Annotated in this window: 15 protein-coding genes; 5 read left to right on the forward strand and 10 right to left on the reverse strand. The window is 43.9% G+C overall.

Annotated features, from left to right (window positions below; translation table 11 throughout):
• Positions 1-390: 390 nt before the first annotated feature.
• The 3 genes from F0145_RS09940 to F0145_RS09950 all read right to left on the reverse strand — a co-directional run bounded on the left by F0145_RS09940 (position 391) and on the right by F0145_RS09950 (position 4,054).
• Positions 391-2,478 carry a carboxy terminal-processing peptidase gene (locus F0145_RS09940; RefSeq protein ID WP_223815945.1) on the reverse strand — a complete coding sequence of 696 codons (2,088 nt, stop codon included), beginning with the start codon at positions 2,476-2,478 and terminating at the stop codon, positions 391-393.
• A 315-nt stretch (positions 2,479-2,793) separates the two neighbouring features.
• Positions 2,794-3,480 carry a TonB family protein gene (locus tag F0145_RS09945; RefSeq protein ID WP_150088262.1) on the reverse strand — a complete coding sequence of 229 codons (687 nt, stop codon included), beginning with the start codon at positions 3,478-3,480 and terminating at the stop codon, positions 2,794-2,796.
• Entirely contained in the window at positions 3,473-4,054 is a 582-nt protein-coding gene (locus F0145_RS09950) for an RNA polymerase sigma factor (RefSeq protein WP_150088263.1), read from the reverse strand. Before F0145_RS09950 ends, F0145_RS09945 begins: the two co-directional genes overlap by 8 nt.
• Positions 4,055-4,212: 158 nt before the next feature.
• Here F0145_RS09950 and F0145_RS09955 point away from each other — a divergent pair, with 158 nt between their 5' ends.
• Positions 4,213-5,031: an energy transducer TonB gene (locus F0145_RS09955; protein WP_150088264.1), complete on the forward strand. Its 819-nt coding sequence runs from the start codon at positions 4,213-4,215 to the stop codon at positions 5,029-5,031.
• A gap of 68 nt (positions 5,032-5,099) precedes the next feature.
• Here F0145_RS09955 and F0145_RS09960 read toward each other — a convergent pair whose 3' ends face one another.
• A complete protein-coding gene (locus tag F0145_RS09960; RefSeq protein WP_317133172.1) occupies positions 5,100-5,831 on the reverse strand; it encodes a hypothetical protein in 732 nt (243 codons plus the stop codon).
• Positions 5,832-6,138: 307 nt separating this feature from the next.
• Complete coding sequence (locus tag F0145_RS09965) at positions 6,139-7,329, reverse strand: proline dehydrogenase family protein (RefSeq protein WP_150088265.1); 1,191 nt, start codon at positions 7,327-7,329, stop codon at positions 6,139-6,141.
• Between the two features lie 147 nt (positions 7,330-7,476).
• Between F0145_RS09965 and aroB the strand changes: the two genes are divergently transcribed.
• Positions 7,477-8,568 carry a 3-dehydroquinate synthase gene (aroB, locus tag F0145_RS09970; protein ID WP_223815946.1) on the forward strand — a complete coding sequence of 364 codons (1,092 nt, stop codon included), beginning with the start codon at positions 7,477-7,479 and terminating at the stop codon, positions 8,566-8,568.
• A complete protein-coding gene (aroA, locus tag F0145_RS09975) occupies positions 8,565-9,812 on the forward strand; it encodes a 3-phosphoshikimate 1-carboxyvinyltransferase (RefSeq protein ID WP_150088266.1) in 1,248 nt (415 codons plus the stop codon). Before aroB ends, aroA begins: the two co-directional genes overlap by 4 nt.
• A 1-nt stretch (position 9,813) precedes the next feature.
• Here aroA and F0145_RS09980 read toward each other — a convergent pair whose 3' ends face one another.
• The 5 genes from F0145_RS09980 to F0145_RS10000 all read right to left on the reverse strand — a co-directional run bounded on the left by F0145_RS09980 (position 9,814) and on the right by F0145_RS10000 (position 16,978).
• Complete coding sequence (locus F0145_RS09980) at positions 9,814-10,620, reverse strand: helical backbone metal receptor (protein ID WP_150088267.1); 807 nt, start codon at positions 10,618-10,620, stop codon at positions 9,814-9,816.
• A 136-nt stretch (positions 10,621-10,756) separates the two neighbouring features.
• Positions 10,757-11,827, reverse strand: coding sequence for a M42 family metallopeptidase (locus F0145_RS09985; RefSeq protein WP_150088268.1), 1,071 nt, complete (start codon positions 11,825-11,827; stop codon positions 10,757-10,759).
• Between the two features lie 168 nt (positions 11,828-11,995).
• Positions 11,996-13,555 (reverse strand): acyl-CoA carboxylase subunit beta, encoded by a 1,560-nt coding sequence (locus tag F0145_RS09990; protein ID WP_150088269.1) that lies wholly within the window; start codon positions 13,553-13,555, stop codon positions 11,996-11,998.
• Between the two features lie 138 nt (positions 13,556-13,693).
• The gene (locus tag F0145_RS09995) at positions 13,694-16,267 is read right to left on the reverse strand and encodes an ATP-dependent Clp protease ATP-binding subunit (protein WP_150088270.1); all 2,574 of its coding nucleotides are present in this window, start codon (positions 16,265-16,267) and stop codon (positions 13,694-13,696) included.
• Between the two features lie 87 nt (positions 16,268-16,354).
• Positions 16,355-16,978 carry a WbqC family protein gene (locus F0145_RS10000; RefSeq protein WP_150088271.1) on the reverse strand — a complete coding sequence of 208 codons (624 nt, stop codon included), beginning with the start codon at positions 16,976-16,978 and terminating at the stop codon, positions 16,355-16,357.
• Positions 16,979-17,076: 98 nt separating this feature from the next.
• Here F0145_RS10000 and F0145_RS10005 point away from each other — a divergent pair, with 98 nt between their 5' ends.
• Positions 17,077-17,976 carry a lysophospholipid acyltransferase family protein gene (locus tag F0145_RS10005; protein WP_223815948.1) on the forward strand — a complete coding sequence of 300 codons (900 nt, stop codon included), beginning with the start codon at positions 17,077-17,079 and terminating at the stop codon, positions 17,974-17,976.
• A gap of 157 nt (positions 17,977-18,133) precedes the next feature.
• On the forward strand, positions 18,134-19,351 hold the full coding sequence (nhaA, locus tag F0145_RS10010) for a Na+/H+ antiporter NhaA (protein ID WP_150088272.1): 1,218 nt from the start codon (positions 18,134-18,136) through the stop codon (positions 19,349-19,351).
• Positions 19,352-19,401 lie beyond the last annotated feature (50 nt).

Below are 19,401 nucleotides of genomic sequence, written 5' to 3' on the forward strand. Positions count from 1 at the left end.
CAGTTATTTACTGCTTTTACGCAACAGCCAAAAATAAAAATTGGCGTAATCCTGGCCGGCTCATGCTGAGAATACAATATTCCGGCAGGAAATTATTTGGCTGCCTGCTGTATAGTTTCTTTCTGAATGACGAATGAGAACACCATGGCCTTCTAAATAATATGCGAGCAGATAGGGCTTAATATTATTTATTAAGCAGGACTTAAGACCGGTAATAATTAAGAAGGGTGCCCGCACTAAATATTAAGATTTTGTTTGGCGTTAACAGCACAATGAGTAAAGATTAGATTTAAGATAATTACACTTTAATTTTAGCGTTAAGTTTGGTGATTAAAACAAAAAAGCCATCTGTTTAAACAGATGGCTTTTTTGTTTCTAAGAAGCAGTTTCTTATAACTGGTCTTTTACAATGGCTACAGCTTCGTGCACGTAAATATCTTTCTGAATATTCTTTGCAAACTTGTTATACCGGCCAACCTTAATGGTGTCGGATTTAGCTGTAGCTAAGTCGGTGGCCAGCGCCGAGGTTTTCAGGCTTGGCATTGATTTTTCTAAACTTTCGTAACGCTTGGTTTCTTCCCGGTTCTTTTTCAAATCGGCCCGGAAAGTAGCTAATTTTAAAGATTGCGAAGAAGCTTCAATGCGTTTTTTCATCCGTTCGGCCTGCTGGGTAACTTGCTTAAAGCTTTGGTTTGTAGCCAGGCGTTGTTGGCTTTTTGCTTTCAGCGATTGCATATTCCAGTTAGGCGTCCAGGGTTTAAAACGAGCTGGTTTAATTTCATCCCAAGGCAACGGATAATCCTGGTCTTTTTCGCCTTGCTCTAAATAGCTGTAAAAATCGGGCAAGGTAATATCCGGCGTAACACCGCGTAACTGGGTGGCGCCGCCATTAATGCGGTAAAACTTCTGGGTGGTAAGTTTAAGCGAACCAAATGGTTTTAAAGCGCTGTACGGGCCACCTTGTAAAGCCTGATCCAAGTCGAATACCTGTTGTACGGTGCCTTTGCCATAAGTGGGGCTACCTACAATTACCGCGCGGTTATAATCCTGCAAAGCAGCAGCTACAATTTCGGAGGCCGAAGCACTAAAGGAGTTTACCATTACAACCAATGGGCCATCGAACTGCACGGCCGGATCTTTATCTTCCAGAACCTGCGGCTGCGAACCACTGGTTTCTACCTGAACAATCGGGCCCTGCGGAATAAATAATCCCGACATTTCTACGGCATCAGATAAGGAACCGCCACCATTGGTACGTAAATCCAGGATAATACCTTTGGCACCTTCGCGTTTTAGTTTCTCTACTTCTTTGCGTACGTCCTCGCCACTGTTGCGGCCACCAGAGCGTTTAAAGTCGGCGTAAAACTTAGGTAACCGAATATAACCTACTTTGGCATCTTCGTTAATTAAGGCCGATTGCGCGTAAGTTTCTTCCAGAATTACTACTTCCCGGATAATCGGAACAATTTTTATAGTGCCGTCTGGTTTTTTAACGGTTAAACGTACTTCGGTGCCTTTTTTACCCCGAATCATTTTAATCGCATTATCCAGGCGCATACCTTCTACGCTTACCGGTTCCTGGTTGGCTTGAGCTACTTTTAATATAACGTCGCCGGCCTTTAATTCGCCCTGGCGGTAAGAAGCACTACCCGGTACAATTTCGGCTACTTTAATCTGTCCTTCGCGTTCCTGCAACGAAGCACCAATACCTTCTAACCGGCCGGTCATTTCAATATCGAAAGAAGCTTTATCTTCCGGCGCAAAATATTCGGTGTGCGGGTCGTAAGTGTTGGTAATGGCATTCATGTACAAAGAAAACTGGTCTTCTTTGGTTGCCTGGTTCTGACGACGGTAAAAATCATCGTAAGTTTTGGTTACTTTTTTGCGGGCTTCTTCTTCTAATTGGGCAAAGGTTTTGCCGGCCTCTTTAGCGTCGCCTCTTTCTTTAGCTTTTTCCTGAATATCCATCATTTCGGATAATTGCCCTAAAGTTTGATATTTCAGGTATTTGCGCCAGGCTTCTTTTAAAGCAGCTTTGTCTGTGGGCCGGGTAACTTTATCCGGGTCTGTTTCAATGGTTTCTTCTTTATCAAAGTCGAAAGGCTTAGCTAATATTTCTTTGTAATAAGCTTCGGTTTCTTTTACCCGGTCGGTGTATAATTTACTGGCTTGTTCAAAGAAATCGTGCGTGCCTAATTTTACCTGGTCGTCGATAGCCAGCTGGTGTTTTTTTAAGGCGGTTACGTCGGCTTCCGTTAAAAATTTCTTGTTCACGTCCAGCCGCTTCATGTAAAGATCAAAAACCTTTTTCGAGAAATTATCATCTACCTTCTCGGGCTGAAAATGCGCACTGTTCAGGCCTTGCATTACTACTTTTAATAACACCGTATTTTTATCGACCGTGCCGGTGGGCGTATCAATAGCAAACGGTGATTTGTGCAGCTTAAGCGAAGCCAAAACGCCTACAGCTAACAACACAGTTATATAAATTAATATTTTTGATCTATAGGAGAACATACTGTTAAAAAATTATAATTTGTGTTTAACTCTAATCAAAAGTAGTGCCTAATATTTAAACGGCATTTACCCAATAATGTACGGTAATTTTAGAAAGATGGGGGTATTTCCATCATTTTCTTATCGAATAAAATAAGTACTAATTTATAAGGCAAGCCCATAAATATAAATTTAGGTAATTGCCTGCAAATTAGCCTGGCGCAGCCGGTTACTCGTTTATTCCGGAGTAAGGTAGAAAAAAATATTTAGTTTATTTAGCTCCGGATTAGAATAACTTTATTTCGATAACTGGAACGGAATAGATATTGTTTTATTTTGAGTAATTGGTGTTCCGGAACGCTGGGCTGGTACCCAAACCGGACCCTCTTTTAGTAAGCGCAAAGCTTCGGCATTTAGTTCCGGCGTTAAGCCCCGCACCACCCGTAAATTACTCAGGCTGCTATCGGGGTTAACGGTAAAACTAAGTACAACTTCGCCTGATATGCCAAGTTGGCGGGCTTGTGCCGGATAGCGGCTATTTTGCTGCAAATATTGCTGGTAAGCGGGTAGGCCGTTCAGGGGCTGCGCCGGCGTTAGGGTGGTTTCGGTTACAGCAGGGTTAGGCGTGCTACCCGGAGCTGCTTTTTTTGCCTGATACCACACCATTAATGCTGCCAGTAAAACTAAAAACAAAATGGCCGTAGTTAGCCCCCAGTTTTTTAAGTGCTGCAGTATGGTATTGGGGTGCCGGTGCACGGCACGGCTTTTCAGGTGGTAATTTATTTCGAAAAGCTGGCGTTCGGTTTGGGCTTTTGTAGAGGTACTTAGGCCATCCAGCGCATCGGCACAAAGGTTACATTCAAGTAAATGGCGTTCTACTTCGTGCCTTTCTTCGGGCAATAATTCATTATGCAAATATTGGTACATAATATCCGCCGACAAATGTTTATCTGGTAAAGCCGATACTGATAATTTATTATTCATGGTGCTTTTGCAGGTAAATTTTTAAGTTTCGCTTGCCGTTCTGAATATAGCTCTTCACTTTATTTAAATCGTAACCCGTTAGCTCAGAAATTTCCTGATAGCATTTTTTATGCAGGTAAAAAAGCTCCACGCAACGGCGCTGTTCTTCCGGAATATGGTTGAGGCCTTCTGCTAATTGGTTTAACTGGTTTTCCTGGTGTAAAGCTGCTTCCGGCGATATTTCTTCGGCGGCAATTTCGAGTTCCGATAAATCTTGCCTGATTACTTTGCCGGCCCGGGTTTTACGGGCGCGCAAAACCATGAGGCAATAATTTTTGGCGGTTACATACAGCCAGCTTTCAAATTTTTGTACCGGTTGGTTTTGCAAGCCCTGCAATATTTTTTCGAATAACTGCATTACCGCGTCTTTGCTGTCTTCTTCGTCTTTCAGGTACTTCAGGCAAATACCATAAACCAGGTGCGTATAGCGTTGGTAAAGCTCCGCCGCAAAAGTTAGATCAGACGTAGCCCGGTACAAACGAATCAGTTCGTCGTCGGAATGATAAGATTGCGGTTTTTTACGGCGGTTAAACATATTTAATTAAGAGATGCAAAAAAGCTAAAATTCCATAATTAAATAAATTTTAGCGCCTTTTGTGGAATCTAAATTACCCGTGCATCCTCTAAGTAATGAAGCTTTTCTGCAGAGAATCCTTCCGCCTTATTTTTTATTCTTAAAATAAACGAACAATCATGAACACTGGATTCTTTTCTGTGGCCTCCCTGGACGATATTGTCTTTGAGGGCCGAAATAAAGCTTATGGCGCGTATGTACTCCGGCAGGAATATCCGTTACGGGTAGTAAAAGCCACCAGCATTTCGCTGTTAACCTTATTTTTATTTATTATGGGGTTAGTTTTGTGGGGGCAGCAAACGCAATTTACAACTGCTACAGAAAGTAGCAAAATAAAAGACAGAACCCTTACTTTAATGCCGGAACCAATATTGCCGAAACCACCAGCAGAGCCAATTGTGCCGGCGCCCGTAACGGCCCCGCCAACAGCAGCAACCAAAGCCTTCCGGGAAATTAAGATTGTATCGGACTTAACTCCCGTAACCGCTAATATTCCGGAACAAAACAGTTTTAGCCACGCCGAGCCAGGTTTAGTAACTACGGCCGGTGATTTACCCGGAACCATTACGACCGTTATTACGGATGAGCCCGGTACTGCAATAGGTACAGCTACCGAAAGCAGCAGTCCGTTTGAAGTGGTAGAAAAAATGCCGGAATTTCCGGATGGGTTAGCCGCTATGTATAAATTTATTGGCAAGCATTTGCGCTATCCCGCCGAAGCCCAAAGCCGTGGGCTAGAGGGTAATGTAATATTAACGTTTGTGGTGAGTGCCACCGGCCAAATATCAGATATTAAAATATTGCAGGATATTGGGGGCGGAGCCGGCGAAGAAGCAAAAAGGGTAGTAGGGTTAATGCCCCAATGGCGACCGGGTTTGCAGCACAACCGGGCAGTACCGGTAAGATTTACTTTGCCGGTCCGGTTCCGGATAAATTAAGGTTCTGTATAAAAGCAAAAGCCCGGTTTTAATAAAACCGGGCTTTTGCTTTTATATATTATTATGAATTAACGGTAAATGCTTTCGCCGTTGCTGTTCCGCCATTCATTTTCCAGGTAAGTAGCATCGTCATCGTTGCGAGGATGCACGCCCATAACAATGCCGCCTTCTTTTACGCCGTGTTCGTATTCTTTAGCGCGATCTTCGGGAATACCAGAGCCAACCAAAGCGCCCAGTAAACCACCAGTTAAGCCACCCGCACCGGCACCAGCTAAACCAGCCGCCAACGGACCAGCTACTACTAAACCTAAGCCCGGAATAGCTACGGAAGTACCAATAGCGGCTACCGCGCCCACAATAGCTCCTAAAGTACCGCCAATTGCTGAACCAGCGCCGGCACCTTCCAAAGCTTTATCGCCTAAATCAGTATTAGCGGTATCTTCACCAAAGTGTTTTTTCCGGGTATCATCCGACATAATTAAGTTAACATCGTCTTTGGTATAGCCTCGGCTATGTAACGAATTGTAAGCCCGTTCGGCACTTGAGCGATCCCGGAACATGCCGGTCATTATACGCGAAGAACCAGTGTGGCCTGACATGGAGCTGCCGGAACTCATACCGGAATCAGACATAGAACTGCCGGAATTTAGGTTACTGTCGTTGTCTAAACCGGCTCTGCTGCTACCCGATAGGTTATTTAAGGAAGAACCGGAAGTATTATTTAAATTATTGTTATTAGCGTTGTTTTGATTATCAAAATCGCGGCCTGAGTTAGCATTATTACCTGTGATATTTTCCATAGTTGTTAAGTTTTTAATTTTATATTGGTTTGCAATAAGTAACAGTTTTAAAACCGGTACCTAATTTAAACTAAACGATACGACCAGGAATTAGTTACAAATACGGGTAACCACAAGTAGCAACCTATTGGTTTTGGGCTTTAAAATTTTTTTAACGAAAAACAATATTTCTGCATCTTTTTGAAGATGTAGGCTATATTGAACCAATATTTTAAATATTAATAAAAGGCTTTAATTTAGTCTGCAGATTTTAGCTTAAATCTGACCATGACGGGTGTGCGGTATAAGCAAAGAGCCTTCCGTATTTTTACTTAGCCTTTGCTTTTTTGCGCCGGTTCATTTCTTTTTTTATCAGGTTAAATTCCCGGCTGCTTTGGCCGGCTATAGCGGTATTTTCATCGGCCCGCCGCAGTAAGTAAGGCATAACCGCTTCTACTGGTCCGTAGGGTACGTACTTGGCTACGTTGTAGCCGGCGTTTGCCAGGTTATAAGATAAATTATCGCTCATGCCATACAACTGCGCAAAATATACCCGGGTATCGTTCGGCGCAATATTATATTCAGCCATTAATTTTACCAGCAAATAACAACTTTCTTCGTTGTGGGTACCGGCGCAAAAAGCTATTCTATCTAAATGCTCCAGGCAAAAAACCATGGCATCGTTAAATAATTTATCGGTAGCGGCTTTGTTGGGGTTTATGGGGTTCGGATAACCTTTTTCCTGCGCTACCCGGGCTTCTTTTTCGAGGTAAGCACCCCGCACCAATTTAGCGCCCAGCATATAGCTGCCGGCTACGGCATCCTGGTAATCTTGCTGCAATACATCTAAGCGATCTTGCCGGTAAAGCTGGTACGTATTGTAAACAATTACCTGTTCCTGGTTATAGCGGGCCATCATGTCTATGGCTAAGCGGTCAATGGTTTCCTGAAACCAGCTCTCTTCGGCATCAATAAAAATCCGGACCTGATAACGATGCGCTCTTTCGCAAATAGTGTTTACCCGGTTGTAAGCCCGTTGAAAAGCTTGTTCTTCGGCCGGCGTTAAAGCTTCCTTACCCTGTACTTTCTTCAGGAGGGTGCCATCGCCGATGCCGGTAACTTTAAAAACCGAAAACGGAATATTTTGGGAGCGATGCGCCTTCTCAATGGTAGCCAGAATTTCTTTGTAAGTCGCATCAAAGCTGTTTTCGTCGTTTTCGCCTTCTACCGAATAATCCAGGATGGTGCCAATATTGCCTTCGGCCAGTTTCTGAATGGCTTCGTTGCACTCCAGCAAATTTTCGCCGCCGCAAAAATGGCTGAAAATGGTAGGCTTAATTAAAAATTTAACCGGTAAGTTCCACCGGAAAGCCTTACTTACCAGTTTGCCACCCGTTTTCACCAGAAAATTATTGTTCATGGTGGCGAAAAGCGTATACATTTTAAAAAGTTCTGCGTCCGATTTAGAAGCAAAGGCAATAGCGGTATTATCAAAAGAAACTGGATTAGCCGGATTCATGAAGTATATATGGTTGAATGCCTAAGCAATATTTTGCAAATTTAACCGCCAATTAAGGTAAAGTAATACTTAAATGGCATGTATCTTTTTGTTTAACTTAAACCTGCCCAGGCTACAAGATGTTTCAAAACCCCAAACGATTAATATTTGCGTAGCGTTTATTTTAGTATTTACTTTGAGCACACTAAAGCAAAGCTGATTTTGTTCGAAAATATTCATATTGGGAAAGATTCTTTAACAGAACTAGGCGAATTTTTAAAGAACCGGGCTTTTGATAAAATTGTGGTTCTGACCGATGAGAATACCTACAACCACTGTTACCCCCACGTAGAACCAATTTTACCGCCGCACCATTTAATAAAAGTTAAAAGCGGCGAAATTCATAAGAACCTGCAAACCTGCGAGCAAATTTGGGAAGAACTAACCGAACAGCAATTAAGCCGCTGGTCGGTGCTGGTAAATTTGGGCGGAGGCGTTATTGGCGATATGGGCGGTTTCTGCGCCGGCGTGTTTAAACGCGGTATTTATTTTGTACAGGTGCCCACCACGTTGCTGTCGCAGGTAGATGCCAGCGTGGGCGGCAAAACCGGCGTCGATTTTCGGGGCTTTAAAAATCATTTGGGGGTTTTTCAGGAGCCGCTTAAAGTATTTATTTACCCGGATTTTCTGCAAACGTTGCCCTTAGCCGAACTAAAATCGGGCTACGCCGAAATTATTAAGCACTGGCTCATCCGGAAAAAAGAATCTTTCGAAACCCAGAAAAATATTGGTTTGCTGACCGAGGATTGGACCGGTTTAATTACCGAATCTGTAGGAATAAAAGCCGAAGTAGTAGCCGCCGACCCTTTGGAAAGAGGGCTTCGTAAAATATTAAACTTTGGGCATACGGTGGGGCACGCCCTGGAAACTTACCGGCTGGAAAAACCCGGACAAGCTTTACTCCACGGCGAAGCCATTGCGGTGGGTATAATTTGCGAAAGCTACCTCTCGCAACAACGCGGGTTGTTAACTTCGGAAGAGGTAACTCAAATCGAATTATTTATTACCTCGATTTACGAAAAAGTAGAAATAACCGCCGACAGTGTACCGGCTATTGCGGCTCTGGCTTTGCAGGATAAAAAAAATACCGGTTCAGTTATTAAATGTACGCTGCTGCAGGGCATTGGTAACGCGGTTTACGACCAGGTTATTACGTTAGCAGATATTCAGGATTCTCTTAATTATTACCGTTCTTTATGAGTGCTACAGGTTCATCCTTATTATATATATACCATCCTACGCAAATTTTAGCTGGTACTGTAACGTTACCGGCTTCTAAAAGCGAAAGCAACCGGGCTTTAATTATTGAAGCTTTATCCGGAGCCGGTTCTAAACTAGATAATCTATCGGAAGCAAACGATACGCGGGTAATTACCCGGCTATTGCAAGAAACCGCCACTGAATTAAACGCCGAAGATGCTGGCACCGTGATGCGTTTTATGACGGCCTACCTGGCGGTAACTGGCCAGCAAAAAACCATAACCGGCACTCCCCGCATGCTGCAACGGCCCATTGGCGTGCTGGTAGATGCCTTACGGGAACTGGGTGCCCAAATAGATTATTTAGGGCAGGAGGGATACCCGCCATTGGCTTTCCGGGGCATTGATCGCAACCACAACTACCCGGCTACCTTACAAGTGCGCGGCGATATTAGCAGCCAATATATTTCGGCATTGCTTATGGTAGCGCCTTTGTTTCCGAACGGCCTGACGCTGGAACTAACCGGTAAAGTTGGTTCCCGGCCCTACATTCAGATGACGCTGGCCCTCATGAAGCATTTTGGCGTGGAAGGTCATTTTGAAGGTAATATTGTGCACGTACCGCCTCAAATGTATCAGCCCGCGCACTATATTATTGAATCGGATTGGTCGGGTGCGAGTTACTGGTACAGTATGGTGGCCTTGGCGAAAGAAGCAACAGTAGAGTTAAAAGGGTTGCGCCGAAATTCGTTTCAGGGCGACAGTGCCATTGCTACTATTATGCAAAATATTGGGGTAGAAACTACTTATAACGAAGGTAGCGTAACGTTAACCAAAACCGCCAGAACCCGCGTGTTTTCCTATGATTTTTCGGATTGCCCCGATTTGGCCCAAACCATTGCGGTAGTGTGTGCTGCCAAAGGCATTGCGGCCGAAATGAGTGGCTTAGAAAGTTTACGCATTAAAGAAACCGACCGGATTGCTGCCCTGCAACAGGAGCTGCGCCAAATTGGCGGTGACCTGGAAGATATTGGCAATGGCGTTTTCCGGGTAAAACCGGCCGTTGCTTTTACTTCGGTACCGGAGTTCCAAACCTACGAAGATCACCGGATGGCGATGGCCTTTGCGCCATTGGCTTTGCTTTCTAAAGTTGCCATACACGAGCCACACGTAGTCCGGAAATCTTACCCGCGCTTTTGGCAGGATTTAGAAAGTATGGGGTTTGCCTTAGAAGCTTCTAACTAAGCTAATTAAGTAAACTTGCTTCTAATTCTTTTCTTAAATATTGCAGGAACGGCGGTGTTTGTTGCAAACGGCTGCCGTACCAGCTAAAAAGCTCCCCGTCAACTAACGTTACCAATGCTTGGGGCAATATTTCCTGAATTTCCCGCAGGTGTTTTTCTTTAAAAGGGTAAGGCTCTGATGATAAAAAAACAACTTTGGGTGAGGCGCTTTGCAGGTCGTCGGGTGTTATAATGGGGTAGCGGTTTAAACTGCCAAATATATTCTGGAAGCCAGCCGCAGCCATCATCTCGTGAATAAAAGTATTGTGCCCAACGCTCATGTAAGGATTTCTCCAAATGAAATAGGCGGCTGGAATAAAAGGCCCCGGTTTTAATTGGGCAAAACCCTCCTTAATATTCTGGATTATTTTTGCGGCCGCTTCGCTGGTTTCGGTTAATAGCGCAATATTCTCCATCATGGCCAGCGCATCGGCTAACATAAAAATATCGCTCACCCAAACCGGGTAATCCTGCGCCAGCGCCTGAATACCTTCTGGGTAATTTTCTTCTTTATTGCCAATAATTAAATCGGGCTTTAAATCCCGAATAATTTCGAAGTTAAAGTTTTTGGTACCCCCAATTTTTACTTTTTCTTTTACCAGGTTAGCCGGATGCACGCAAAACTTGGTCACTCCAACAATTTTATCGGCTAAGCCCAAATCAAATAACAATTCGGTTTGGGATGGTACCAGCGAAATAATTCGTTGCGGAGCCTTTGCCAGTAATATTTGCCGCGATAATTGGTCGGTAAAAGTTTGCGGATACGCCATGTAAATAAATGCCGGATTTTTTATAAAGGTAAATATAAATGATTAGTCCGCGAAGGCAGAGAAGCCGTGGAAATAAAAAACGCTTCCGGTTTAAAACCAGGAAGCGTTAGTAAGGAGTGTAGGTTGTGTGTGTGTGTTATTTGAAGTATCGAAAATCGTGACCGGATTCTAGTTGCACTAAAAATTCGTAAATCAGCTTCGATACATTGTCTACATCTTCTTTATGCACGGTTTCTACGGTGGTGTGCATATATTTTAACGGTAACGAAATAAGGGCCGCAGCTACGCCTTCGTGCGAGTAAGCAAAGGCATCGGTGTCGGTGCCGGTGGCACGGGAAGCCGATGCCCGCTGGAACGGGATTTCTTTTTCCTGGGCCACCCGGATAATCATATCGCGTACATTATTCTGTACCGCCGGCCCGTAAGTAATAACCGGACCTTTGCCACAATGAATGTCGCCGCTGGTTTTTTTCTCGTACATGGGTGCCTGGGTGTCGTGGGTTACATCGGTAATAATAGCCACATTTGGTTTAATGCGGTGGGCAATCATTTCGGCGCCCCGTAATCCAATTTCTTCCTGCACGGCGTTTACGATGTATAAACCAAAGGGAAGTTTTTTCTTGTTTTCGTGCAGCATCCGGGCTACTTCGGCAATCATATAACCACCCACGCGGTTATCGAGCGCCCGGCCTACGAGATATTTTTCGTTCATTACCGTTAACTCATCGTCGAAGGTAATAACCGAGCCCACGTGTATACCCATCTCTTCTACTTCCTGGCGCGAAGAAGCGCCGCAGTCCAGGAATATGGTTTCAATAGTGGGTGCTTTATCTTGTTCTATTTTACGCACGTGAATGGCCGGCCAGCCAAATACTGCTTTTACAGTTCCTTTGGCCGTATGAATATTTACGCGTTTAGAAGGGGCAATTAAAGCATCGGAACCACCATTGCGGCGAACATAAATATAGCCTTGGTCGGTAATGTAATTTACAAACCAGGCAATTTCATCGGCGTGGGCTTCGATTACTACTTTGTATTCGGCTTCGGGGTTGATTACGCCAACTACTGTGCCGTACGTATCTACAAAATATTCATCAATATAGGGCTTAATATACTCCAGCCAAAGTTTCTGACCTTCTGCCTCAAACCCAGTTGGCGAGGCAGTGTTTAAATACTTCTCTAAAAAAGCAAAGCTTTCCTGTTTCATCTTATTAATTACTAGTCCATGGTTTTGAGCCATGAACATTTTGTTTGTTTGTTGTTTTTAGCGGTTTAATTGGCTAAGTTGTATTGGGTCTGAGTTCGTTAATTTGTATTTGAATAATTAAAATTATAAATATTTTTCCATATATTCAAATTTTAATATATTTATTTTTTATAGCGGAATATTGCCATGCTTTTTACGGGGTAAAGTAGCTACTTTGTTTTCCAGCATTTTAAAGGCTTTTATTAGTTTTAACCGGGTTTGCCCCGGCATAATTACTTCGTCTATAAAGCCCCGGTGGGCGGCCCGGTAAGGTGTAGCAAACTTCTGCTGAAACTCCGCAATTTTTTCGGCTAGTTTGGCTTCCGGGTCTTCGGCGGCGGCTATTTCACGCTTAAATATTATTTCGGCCGCACCTTTGGCACCCATTACGGCAATTTCGGCGGAAGGCCAGGCAAAATTCAAATCAGCGCCAATGTGTTTCGAGTTCATAACATCGTAGGCACCGCCGTAAGCTTTGCGGGTAATAACGGTAATGCGAGGCACTGTAGCTTCGCAAAAGGCAAATAGTAATTTTGCTCCGTTGCTGATAATGCCCCGCCATTCCTGGTCGGTACCCGGTAAAAAGCCCGGTACATCTTCGAGTACCAGCAACGGAATATTAAAGCAATCGCAGAACCGGACGAAACGCGCAGCTTTGGTACTGGCATTAATATCTAATACACCGGCTAAAACCGCGGGTTGGTTACCTACAATGCCAATGCTGCGGCCGGCCAGACGCGCAAAACCCACTACTATATTTTCGCCAAAATTTTTATGTACTTCAAAAAAGCTGCCTTCGTCAATAATGCCTTCAATAATTTCGCGCATATCGTAAGGCTGATTTGGATTTTCCGGAATAATGGCATCCAAAACTTTGCGGTACTCATCGTCGGTAGCTTCGTAAGCTTGGTGCGGCGTGGTATCTTCGCAATTTTGCGGAATGTAGCTTAATAGTTTTTTAATGTACTGAATGCATTCCAGCTCGTTGGCGCAGGAAAAATGGGTAACCCCGCTTTTAGTGCTGTGGGTACTGGCACCGCCTAATTCTTCGGAAGTAACGTTTTCGTGGGTAACTGTTTTTACCACATTGGGTCCCGTTACAAACATGTAAGAGGTATTCTCCACCATTAAAATAAAATCGGTAATGGCCGGCGAATAAACGGCCCCACCCGCGCAAGGGCCCATTACAGCCGATATTTGCGGAATTACGCCCGAGGCCAGGGTGTTCCGGTAAAATATATCGGCATAGCCACCCAACGAAACCACACCTTCTTGTATCCGGGCTCCACCGGAATCGTTCAGGCCAACAACGGGCGCGCCGTTTTTCATGGCCAGCTCCATAATTTTTACAATTTTTTCGGCGTGTGTTTCAGAAAGCGAACCGCCAAAAACCGTAAAATCCTGCGAGAAGACATAGACCAGCCTTCCGTTAATAGTACCATATCCGGTTACTACGCCATCGCCTAAGTAATATTCTTTATCCAGTCCAAAATCTTTAGAACGGTGCATGACAAATTTTCCGATTTCTTCGAAAGAACCGGCATCCAGCAGTAAATCTAGGCGTTCGCGGGCAGTGAGTTTACCTTTATTGTGCTGGGCATCAATCCGGTCTTGGCCGCCCCCCAACAAAGCCTCGGCGTTTTTTCGGTTAAGTACTTCTATTTTGCTTCCTGCGCTGGTTTCTGACATACAAATATTGTATCAACAAGAGTGGTCAAAGTTATAAAAAACTCTGCTATAAAAACTTTTAAACGTACTATATTTTGCCTTAAAATAGGCAAAAAAAAGGCTGACCTAATGGCCAGCCTTTATTATTTAAATCTAATATTATTCACCAGTCTTTGGATCTGCCGGAGCTGATTCTGATGATTCCTCAGGTAGCTTTGGTTTGCCGCTGCTCTCAGAACGGAAAGTTAATACTTCTTTTCCTTCTTCGTGGTCGGCAATAATTATGTCACCGTTGGTCACATCGGCCCGCAGAATTTCTTCCGCAATTGGGTCTTCCAGGTATTTCTGAATGGCCCGGTTCAGAGGACGCGCACCGTATTTGGGATCGTAACCTTTATCCGCTACAAAATCTTTGGCCTTATCGGTCAGTTCAATTTTGTAACCTAAAGTTTCTAAGCGCTTAAACAGTTTGCTCAAAGAGATATCAATAATTTTATGAATATCTTCGCGACCCAACGAGTTAAAAACGATTACATCATCCAGACGGTTCAGGAACTCCGGCGAGAAGGTTTTCTTCAGCGCGTTGGAGATAGTACCCCGCATAATATCATCCAGATTTTCTTGCTTGGCTTTGGTTGAGAAACCAATACCGGCGCCAAAATCCTGTAAATCGCGGGCCCCAATATTCGAAGTCATGATAATAATGGTGTTCCGGAAGTCAACTTTCCGGCCTAAACCATCGGTCAGCACGCCATCGTCGAGTACCTGCAACAACAAGTTATAAATATCCGGGTGCGCTTTCTCAATCTCATCCAGCAAGATTACACTATAAGGCTTCCGACGAATTTTCTCCGTTAACTGCCCACCTTCTTCATAACCTACGTAGCCCGGAGGCGCTCCTACCAACCGCGATACACTGAATTTCTCCATGTACTCGCTCATGTCAATGCGCACCAAAGCGTCTTCTTTATCGAAGAGGTAAGTAGCCAATACTTTCGCTAATTCGGTTTTACCAACCCCGGTTGGGCCTAAGAATACAAAAGAACCAATCGGCTTTTTCGGATCTTTCAGACCCACCCGGGTACGCTGAATAGCTTTTACTAATTGCTTGATGGCTTTTTCCTGGCCAATTACTTTGTCCTGGAGCTCATCGCCCATGCTCAGTAATTTCTGGCTTTCGTTTTGGGCAATCCGTTTTACCGGAATGCCGGTCATCATGGCAATTACTTCGGCTACGTTTTCTTCTTTAACGGTATAGCGTTTTTTCTTGGTTTCGTCTTCCCAGTTCTTTTTAGCTATATCCAGTTGGTCTAGCAGGCGTTTTTCTTTATCGCGCAGTTGGGCCGCTTCTTCGTATTTCTGGCTTTTTACTACCCGGTTTTTCTCGGTTTTAATATTCTCAATCTGTTCTTCCAGTTTCAGAATATCTTCCGGTACTACAATATTATTAATGTGTACGCGGGCACCAGCTTCGTCCAGAATATCAATGGCTTTGTCTGGTAAGAACCGGTCGCTCATGTATCTGTCCGATAATTTAACGCAGGCTTCAATGGCCTTATCGGTATAAATTACATGGTGGTGATCCTGGTACTTGTCTTTAATGTTGTTCAGAATCTCGATGGTTTCTTCCGGCGTGGTTGGGTCTACCATTACAATCTGGAAACGACGGGCCAAAGCACCATCTTTCTCAATGTATTGGCGATACTCATCCAGGGTAGTAGCCCCGATGCATTGAATTTCGCCGCGGGCCAAAGCCGGTTTAAACATGTTAGAGGCATCCAATGATCCGGAAGCGCCACCGGCGCCCACAATGGTATGCAACTCATCTATAAACAATATTACATCCGGCGATTTTTCCAGCTCGTTCATAACGGCTTTCATCCGCTCTTCAAACTGACCCCGGTATTTGGTACCAGCTACCAAAGAAGCCAGGTCTAAAGTTACCACTCGCTTGTTAAACAATACGCGCGATACTTTTTTCTGCACAATGCGCAGCGCCAAGCCTTCGGCAATGGCGGTTTTACCAACACCCGGTTCGCCAATTAATATCGGGTTGTTTTTCTTACGGCGGCTGAGTACCTGGGCTACCCGCTCAATTTCTTTTTCCCGGCCCACAATAGGGTCAAGTTTATCGTCTTCGGCGAGTTTAGTCAGGTCGCGGCCAAAATTATCGAGTACCGGAGTACGCGATTTTTCGCCGGGCTTTTTAGCAGTACTGCCTTTGGCAGAACCCGAGCTGCCAAATAATTTATCATTATCGTTATCATCATCGGTGTCGGATGACGCCATTGGATTATTATTCTGATAATCCAGTGAATCTCTGATTGCTTCGTAGTTCACGTTGAATTTGGCTAAAGTTTGTGATGAAATATTATCTTCATCCCGCAGGATGGAAAGCAACAAATGTTCCGTACCGATAATATCACTCTTAAAAATCTTTGCCTCCAGGTACGTAATCTTCAATACTTTTTCGGTTTGCTTCGTCAGCGGTATACTGCCGGTAATACTGGTGTTGTGCGAAGCCGTATTACGGGTAGCCTGCTCCAGTGCATATTTTAATTCGTCGATCGAAACGCCAAGTTTTTTCAACAAGGTTATCGCCGTGCCTTCGCCCTCCCGGATCATGCCCAACAATAAGTGTTCGGTACCTATATAGTCATGCCCCAGGCGAATAGCTTCTTCACGGCTGAGCGAGATTACCTCCTTCACTCTATTTGAGAATTTAGCTTCCATTTATTAAAAGATAAAATAGTAAGTAATGTTTAATTTCTGATGCTTGCCTAAACAGCTTTGCCTCTTAGGTAAACAAGCAACAGCTTGTTAATGTTCAGGAGCGGCGGGGCTGGCCTGTAAATAAAATAGGGCCTCCGGGCCTTGTAAAAACAATACATCAATTATACTCAAGTCAGGTACAAATTGTTTGCCAAAAACCTGATTGTATTGTTTAATGTCCAAAATGGCAGAGTTTAACTTTGGATGTATTTTGTTGCGAAAATCTGCAACGGCTCCTGTGTATGCCGGAATATACGATTCGGTGAGTAAAATCGGTTTTTTAATATTCAGGCATTTCATAAAGAAACGTAAAAGCGCCAGATTTAATTCGAACAAATACGTGTTCTTTCGTTCATAAATCTGTTGCAGGTAATCGCTGTAATACGCAAAGAACGGGGCACTGCCATAAGCCGAGCGGATACTGCGCCAATGCACCTTAATCCAATCCTGGCTGTAGTCTATTTCGAGTTCGGTTATTTTGGTTTTGCGGTTTCCTTTCTTTACCGGAATAGTTAAATCCTGGGGACCGTGCGACGTTAGAATCCGGCACCGGTTCCGGTAACTTTGTTTTATATAGTGTTCGTGTTGTTCAATTAAAATACTTTCGGCCCGAAGCACCTGCTGAAAATAGGCAATGCTGGGGTTATATTGTATTTCGGTTAATAAAATCATGTTGGGTAAGCAGCGGCCTAAGACTTTTGCTATATTAGCATAATTTTATCTTTTAAACCGATTTAAATTACAAATTAGTTATTACACTAACAAATACCGTGCTCAAAAAACCAGCCTTGCGCAAACGCGATTACCCGTTGTGGTGGCTGCTACAGGGGCTTTCGCATTTACCTTTTGAGTTCTTATACTTGCTGGCCGATTTTGTTTATTTTTTACTTTTTTATGTGGTACAGTACCGCAAAAAAGTAGTTTACAGCAATCTTAAAAACTCTTTTCCAGATAAAAGTACCGCCGAAATTCACCGGATAGCCAAACAATTTTACCATAACCTGGCCGATATTATTTTCGAAATATTGAAATTAGGCAGTATTTCGGTGGCCGAGCTGCAGCGGCGGGTTAGTTACCAAAATTGGGAGTTGCTGCAGGAATATACCAATCAGGGTACTTCGGTTATTGGTTTAAGTTCGCACGCCGGCAACTGGGAATGGGAACTGGCAGCTTCAACTAATATATTTTCGGCGCCCATGGATGGCGTTTACAAACCACTAAGCAATCCTTTTTTTGAAGTGTACATGCGTTTTCTGCGCAGCCGGTTGGGGGCTTACCCGGTTCGGATGAAAGAAGTATTGCGCCACCTGGTATTGCACCGGCAGGAGCCCCGTATTTTATGCCTGCTCTCCGACCAAATTCCGCCCCGCGGCGAAATACAATATTGGACCAATTTTTTAAACCAGGATACCGCTTTTTACGTGGGAGCCGATAAGCTAGCTGCGGCTTTTAAGTACCCGGTGGTATTTGTGGGAGCCGAACGTATAAAACGCGGTTATTACCAATTTACGTTTCAATTATTAGCCGAAAAAGGTAGTGTTACCAACCCCGAAGACTACAGTGTAATTGAAGCCTATGCCCGCGAGTTGGAAAAATGGGTACAACGCTATCCCGCCGATTATTTATGGTCGCACCGGCGCTGGAAGCACAAGCGGCCAGCCGACGCGTAAGCCGCTGATAATTTAGCTTGGATACTCTTCAACACGCCTTTTAATCGGGAGAAATAGTTTTATTTTCCTAATTTGCCGGTTTCATAAGTTCGTTTGCCCAATTATGGGGTAAAAGGAGAATTATTATTGCTGTTTTACTCAAAACAAAAGCGCTGATATGGTAAATACTATTCGTCCTAAATTCTTTAACCGCAAAACTTTTCGCGAATTTTTAAAGTCTGGTTCTGCCGGCGGAATTATCCTGATTGCCTGCTTAATTTTTTCCTTAATTATTGCTAATTCACCACTAGGTACGGGCTTCGAGCATTTACTTTCCCGCGAAATAGGTTACCAGTCCAGTAACCTGGAACTACGTTATTCGGTGCTGCTTTGGATTAACGACGGGCTAATGGCCATATTTTTTCTGTTGGTTGGGTTGGAGATAAAGCGGGAATTGGTAGAAGGGGAGCTTTCTTCTTTTAAACAGGCGGCCTTACCGGTATTTGCAGCAGTAGGGGGTATGTTAGTGCCGGCCGCTATTTATGCCTTGTTAAATAATGGTACCGATACAGCCAATGGTTGGGGTATACCCATGGCTACCGATATTGCCTTTGCCATTGCGGTGCTTTCCCTTTTGGGCAAGCAGGTACCGCTTTCTTTAAAAGTATTTTTAACCGCCCTGGCCATTGTCGATGATTTAGGGGCTATTCTGGTAATTGCTTTATTTTATTCCACGGAGATGCACCTGAATTATTTATTATACGCCGGCGGAGTTTTTGCCCTGCTGATAGCTTTTAACTTACTCGGCTTCAAAAATTTAGCTTTTTACCTTATTCCGGGAGTATTTATGTGGTATTTTATTCATCACTCCGGTATTCATGCCACTATTGCCGGCGTACTTACGGCCCTTACGTTGCCCACCACTCCGGGCGCCGAAGAATCTCCCCTGGAAAAATTAGAACACGGGTTAACCAAACCGGTAAACTTTTTTATCATGCCCTTATTTGCGTTAGCTAATACCAACATCCGGTTCGAGGCCGACATGATAGATGGTCTTACCAGCAATTTAGGGTTGGGCATTATTTTGGGCTTATTTATAGGCAAGCCGTTGGGTATTACTTTAATTTCGTGGCTATCGGTAAATTTAAGAATCAGCAGTCTACCCAGTGGCGTAAGGTGGTCGCAAATATTGGGGGCCGGCATACTTGCGGGCATCGGTTTTACCATGTCTATATTTATTGCTTTGTTGTCTTTTAGCAATCCGCTTCACCAAACTGAAGCCAAGTTTTCTATTCTGATAGCCTCTCTTTTAGCTGGCTTAGTAGGTTTTGTCGTTCTGAAATGGCTAGGTAAAAAGACTGTTACAGCCGATAAAACAATAATCCAGCATAAATAAACTTAACAAAAATATTGCTGCTTAATAAATTATGCTGGGTAGCACTTTTG

The organism is Adhaeribacter rhizoryzae (assembly GCF_008629685.1).
GTDB lineage: Bacteria > Bacteroidota > Bacteroidia > Cytophagales > Hymenobacteraceae > Adhaeribacter > Adhaeribacter rhizoryzae.

Bases quoted from the DNA above. Each gene is read 5' to 3' on its own strand.
- F0145_RS09945 (WP_150088262.1), bottom strand. From the start codon at position 3,480: ATGAATAATAAATTATCAGTATCGGCTTTACCAGATAAACATTTGTCG.
- F0145_RS09950 (WP_150088263.1), bottom strand. From the start codon at position 4,054: ATGTTTAACCGCCGTAAAAAACCGCAATCTTATCATTCCGACGACGAA.
- F0145_RS09955 (WP_150088264.1), top strand. From the start codon at position 4,213: ATGAACACTGGATTCTTTTCTGTGGCCTCCCTGGACGATATTGTCTTT.
- F0145_RS09960 (WP_317133172.1), bottom strand. From the start codon at position 5,831: ATGGAAAATATCACAGGTAATAATGCTAACTCAGGCCGCGATTTTGAT.
- F0145_RS09965 (WP_150088265.1), bottom strand. From the start codon at position 7,329: ATGAATCCGGCTAATCCAGTTTCTTTTGATAATACCGCTATTGCCTTT.
- aroA (WP_150088266.1), top strand. From the start codon at position 8,565: ATGAGTGCTACAGGTTCATCCTTATTATATATATACCATCCTACGCAA.
- F0145_RS09980 (WP_150088267.1), bottom strand. From the start codon at position 10,620: ATGGCGTATCCGCAAACTTTTACCGACCAATTATCGCGGCAAATATTA.
- F0145_RS09985 (WP_150088268.1), bottom strand. From the start codon at position 11,827: ATGAAACAGGAAAGCTTTGCTTTTTTAGAGAAGTATTTAAACACTGCC.
- F0145_RS09990 (WP_150088269.1), bottom strand. From the start codon at position 13,555: ATGTCAGAAACCAGCGCAGGAAGCAAAATAGAAGTACTTAACCGAAAA.
- F0145_RS09995 (WP_150088270.1), bottom strand. From the start codon at position 16,267: ATGGAAGCTAAATTCTCAAATAGAGTGAAGGAGGTAATCTCGCTCAGC.
- F0145_RS10000 (WP_150088271.1), bottom strand. From the start codon at position 16,978: ATGATTTTATTAACCGAAATACAATATAACCCCAGCATTGCCTATTTT.
- nhaA (WP_150088272.1), top strand. From the start codon at position 18,134: ATGGTAAATACTATTCGTCCTAAATTCTTTAACCGCAAAACTTTTCGC.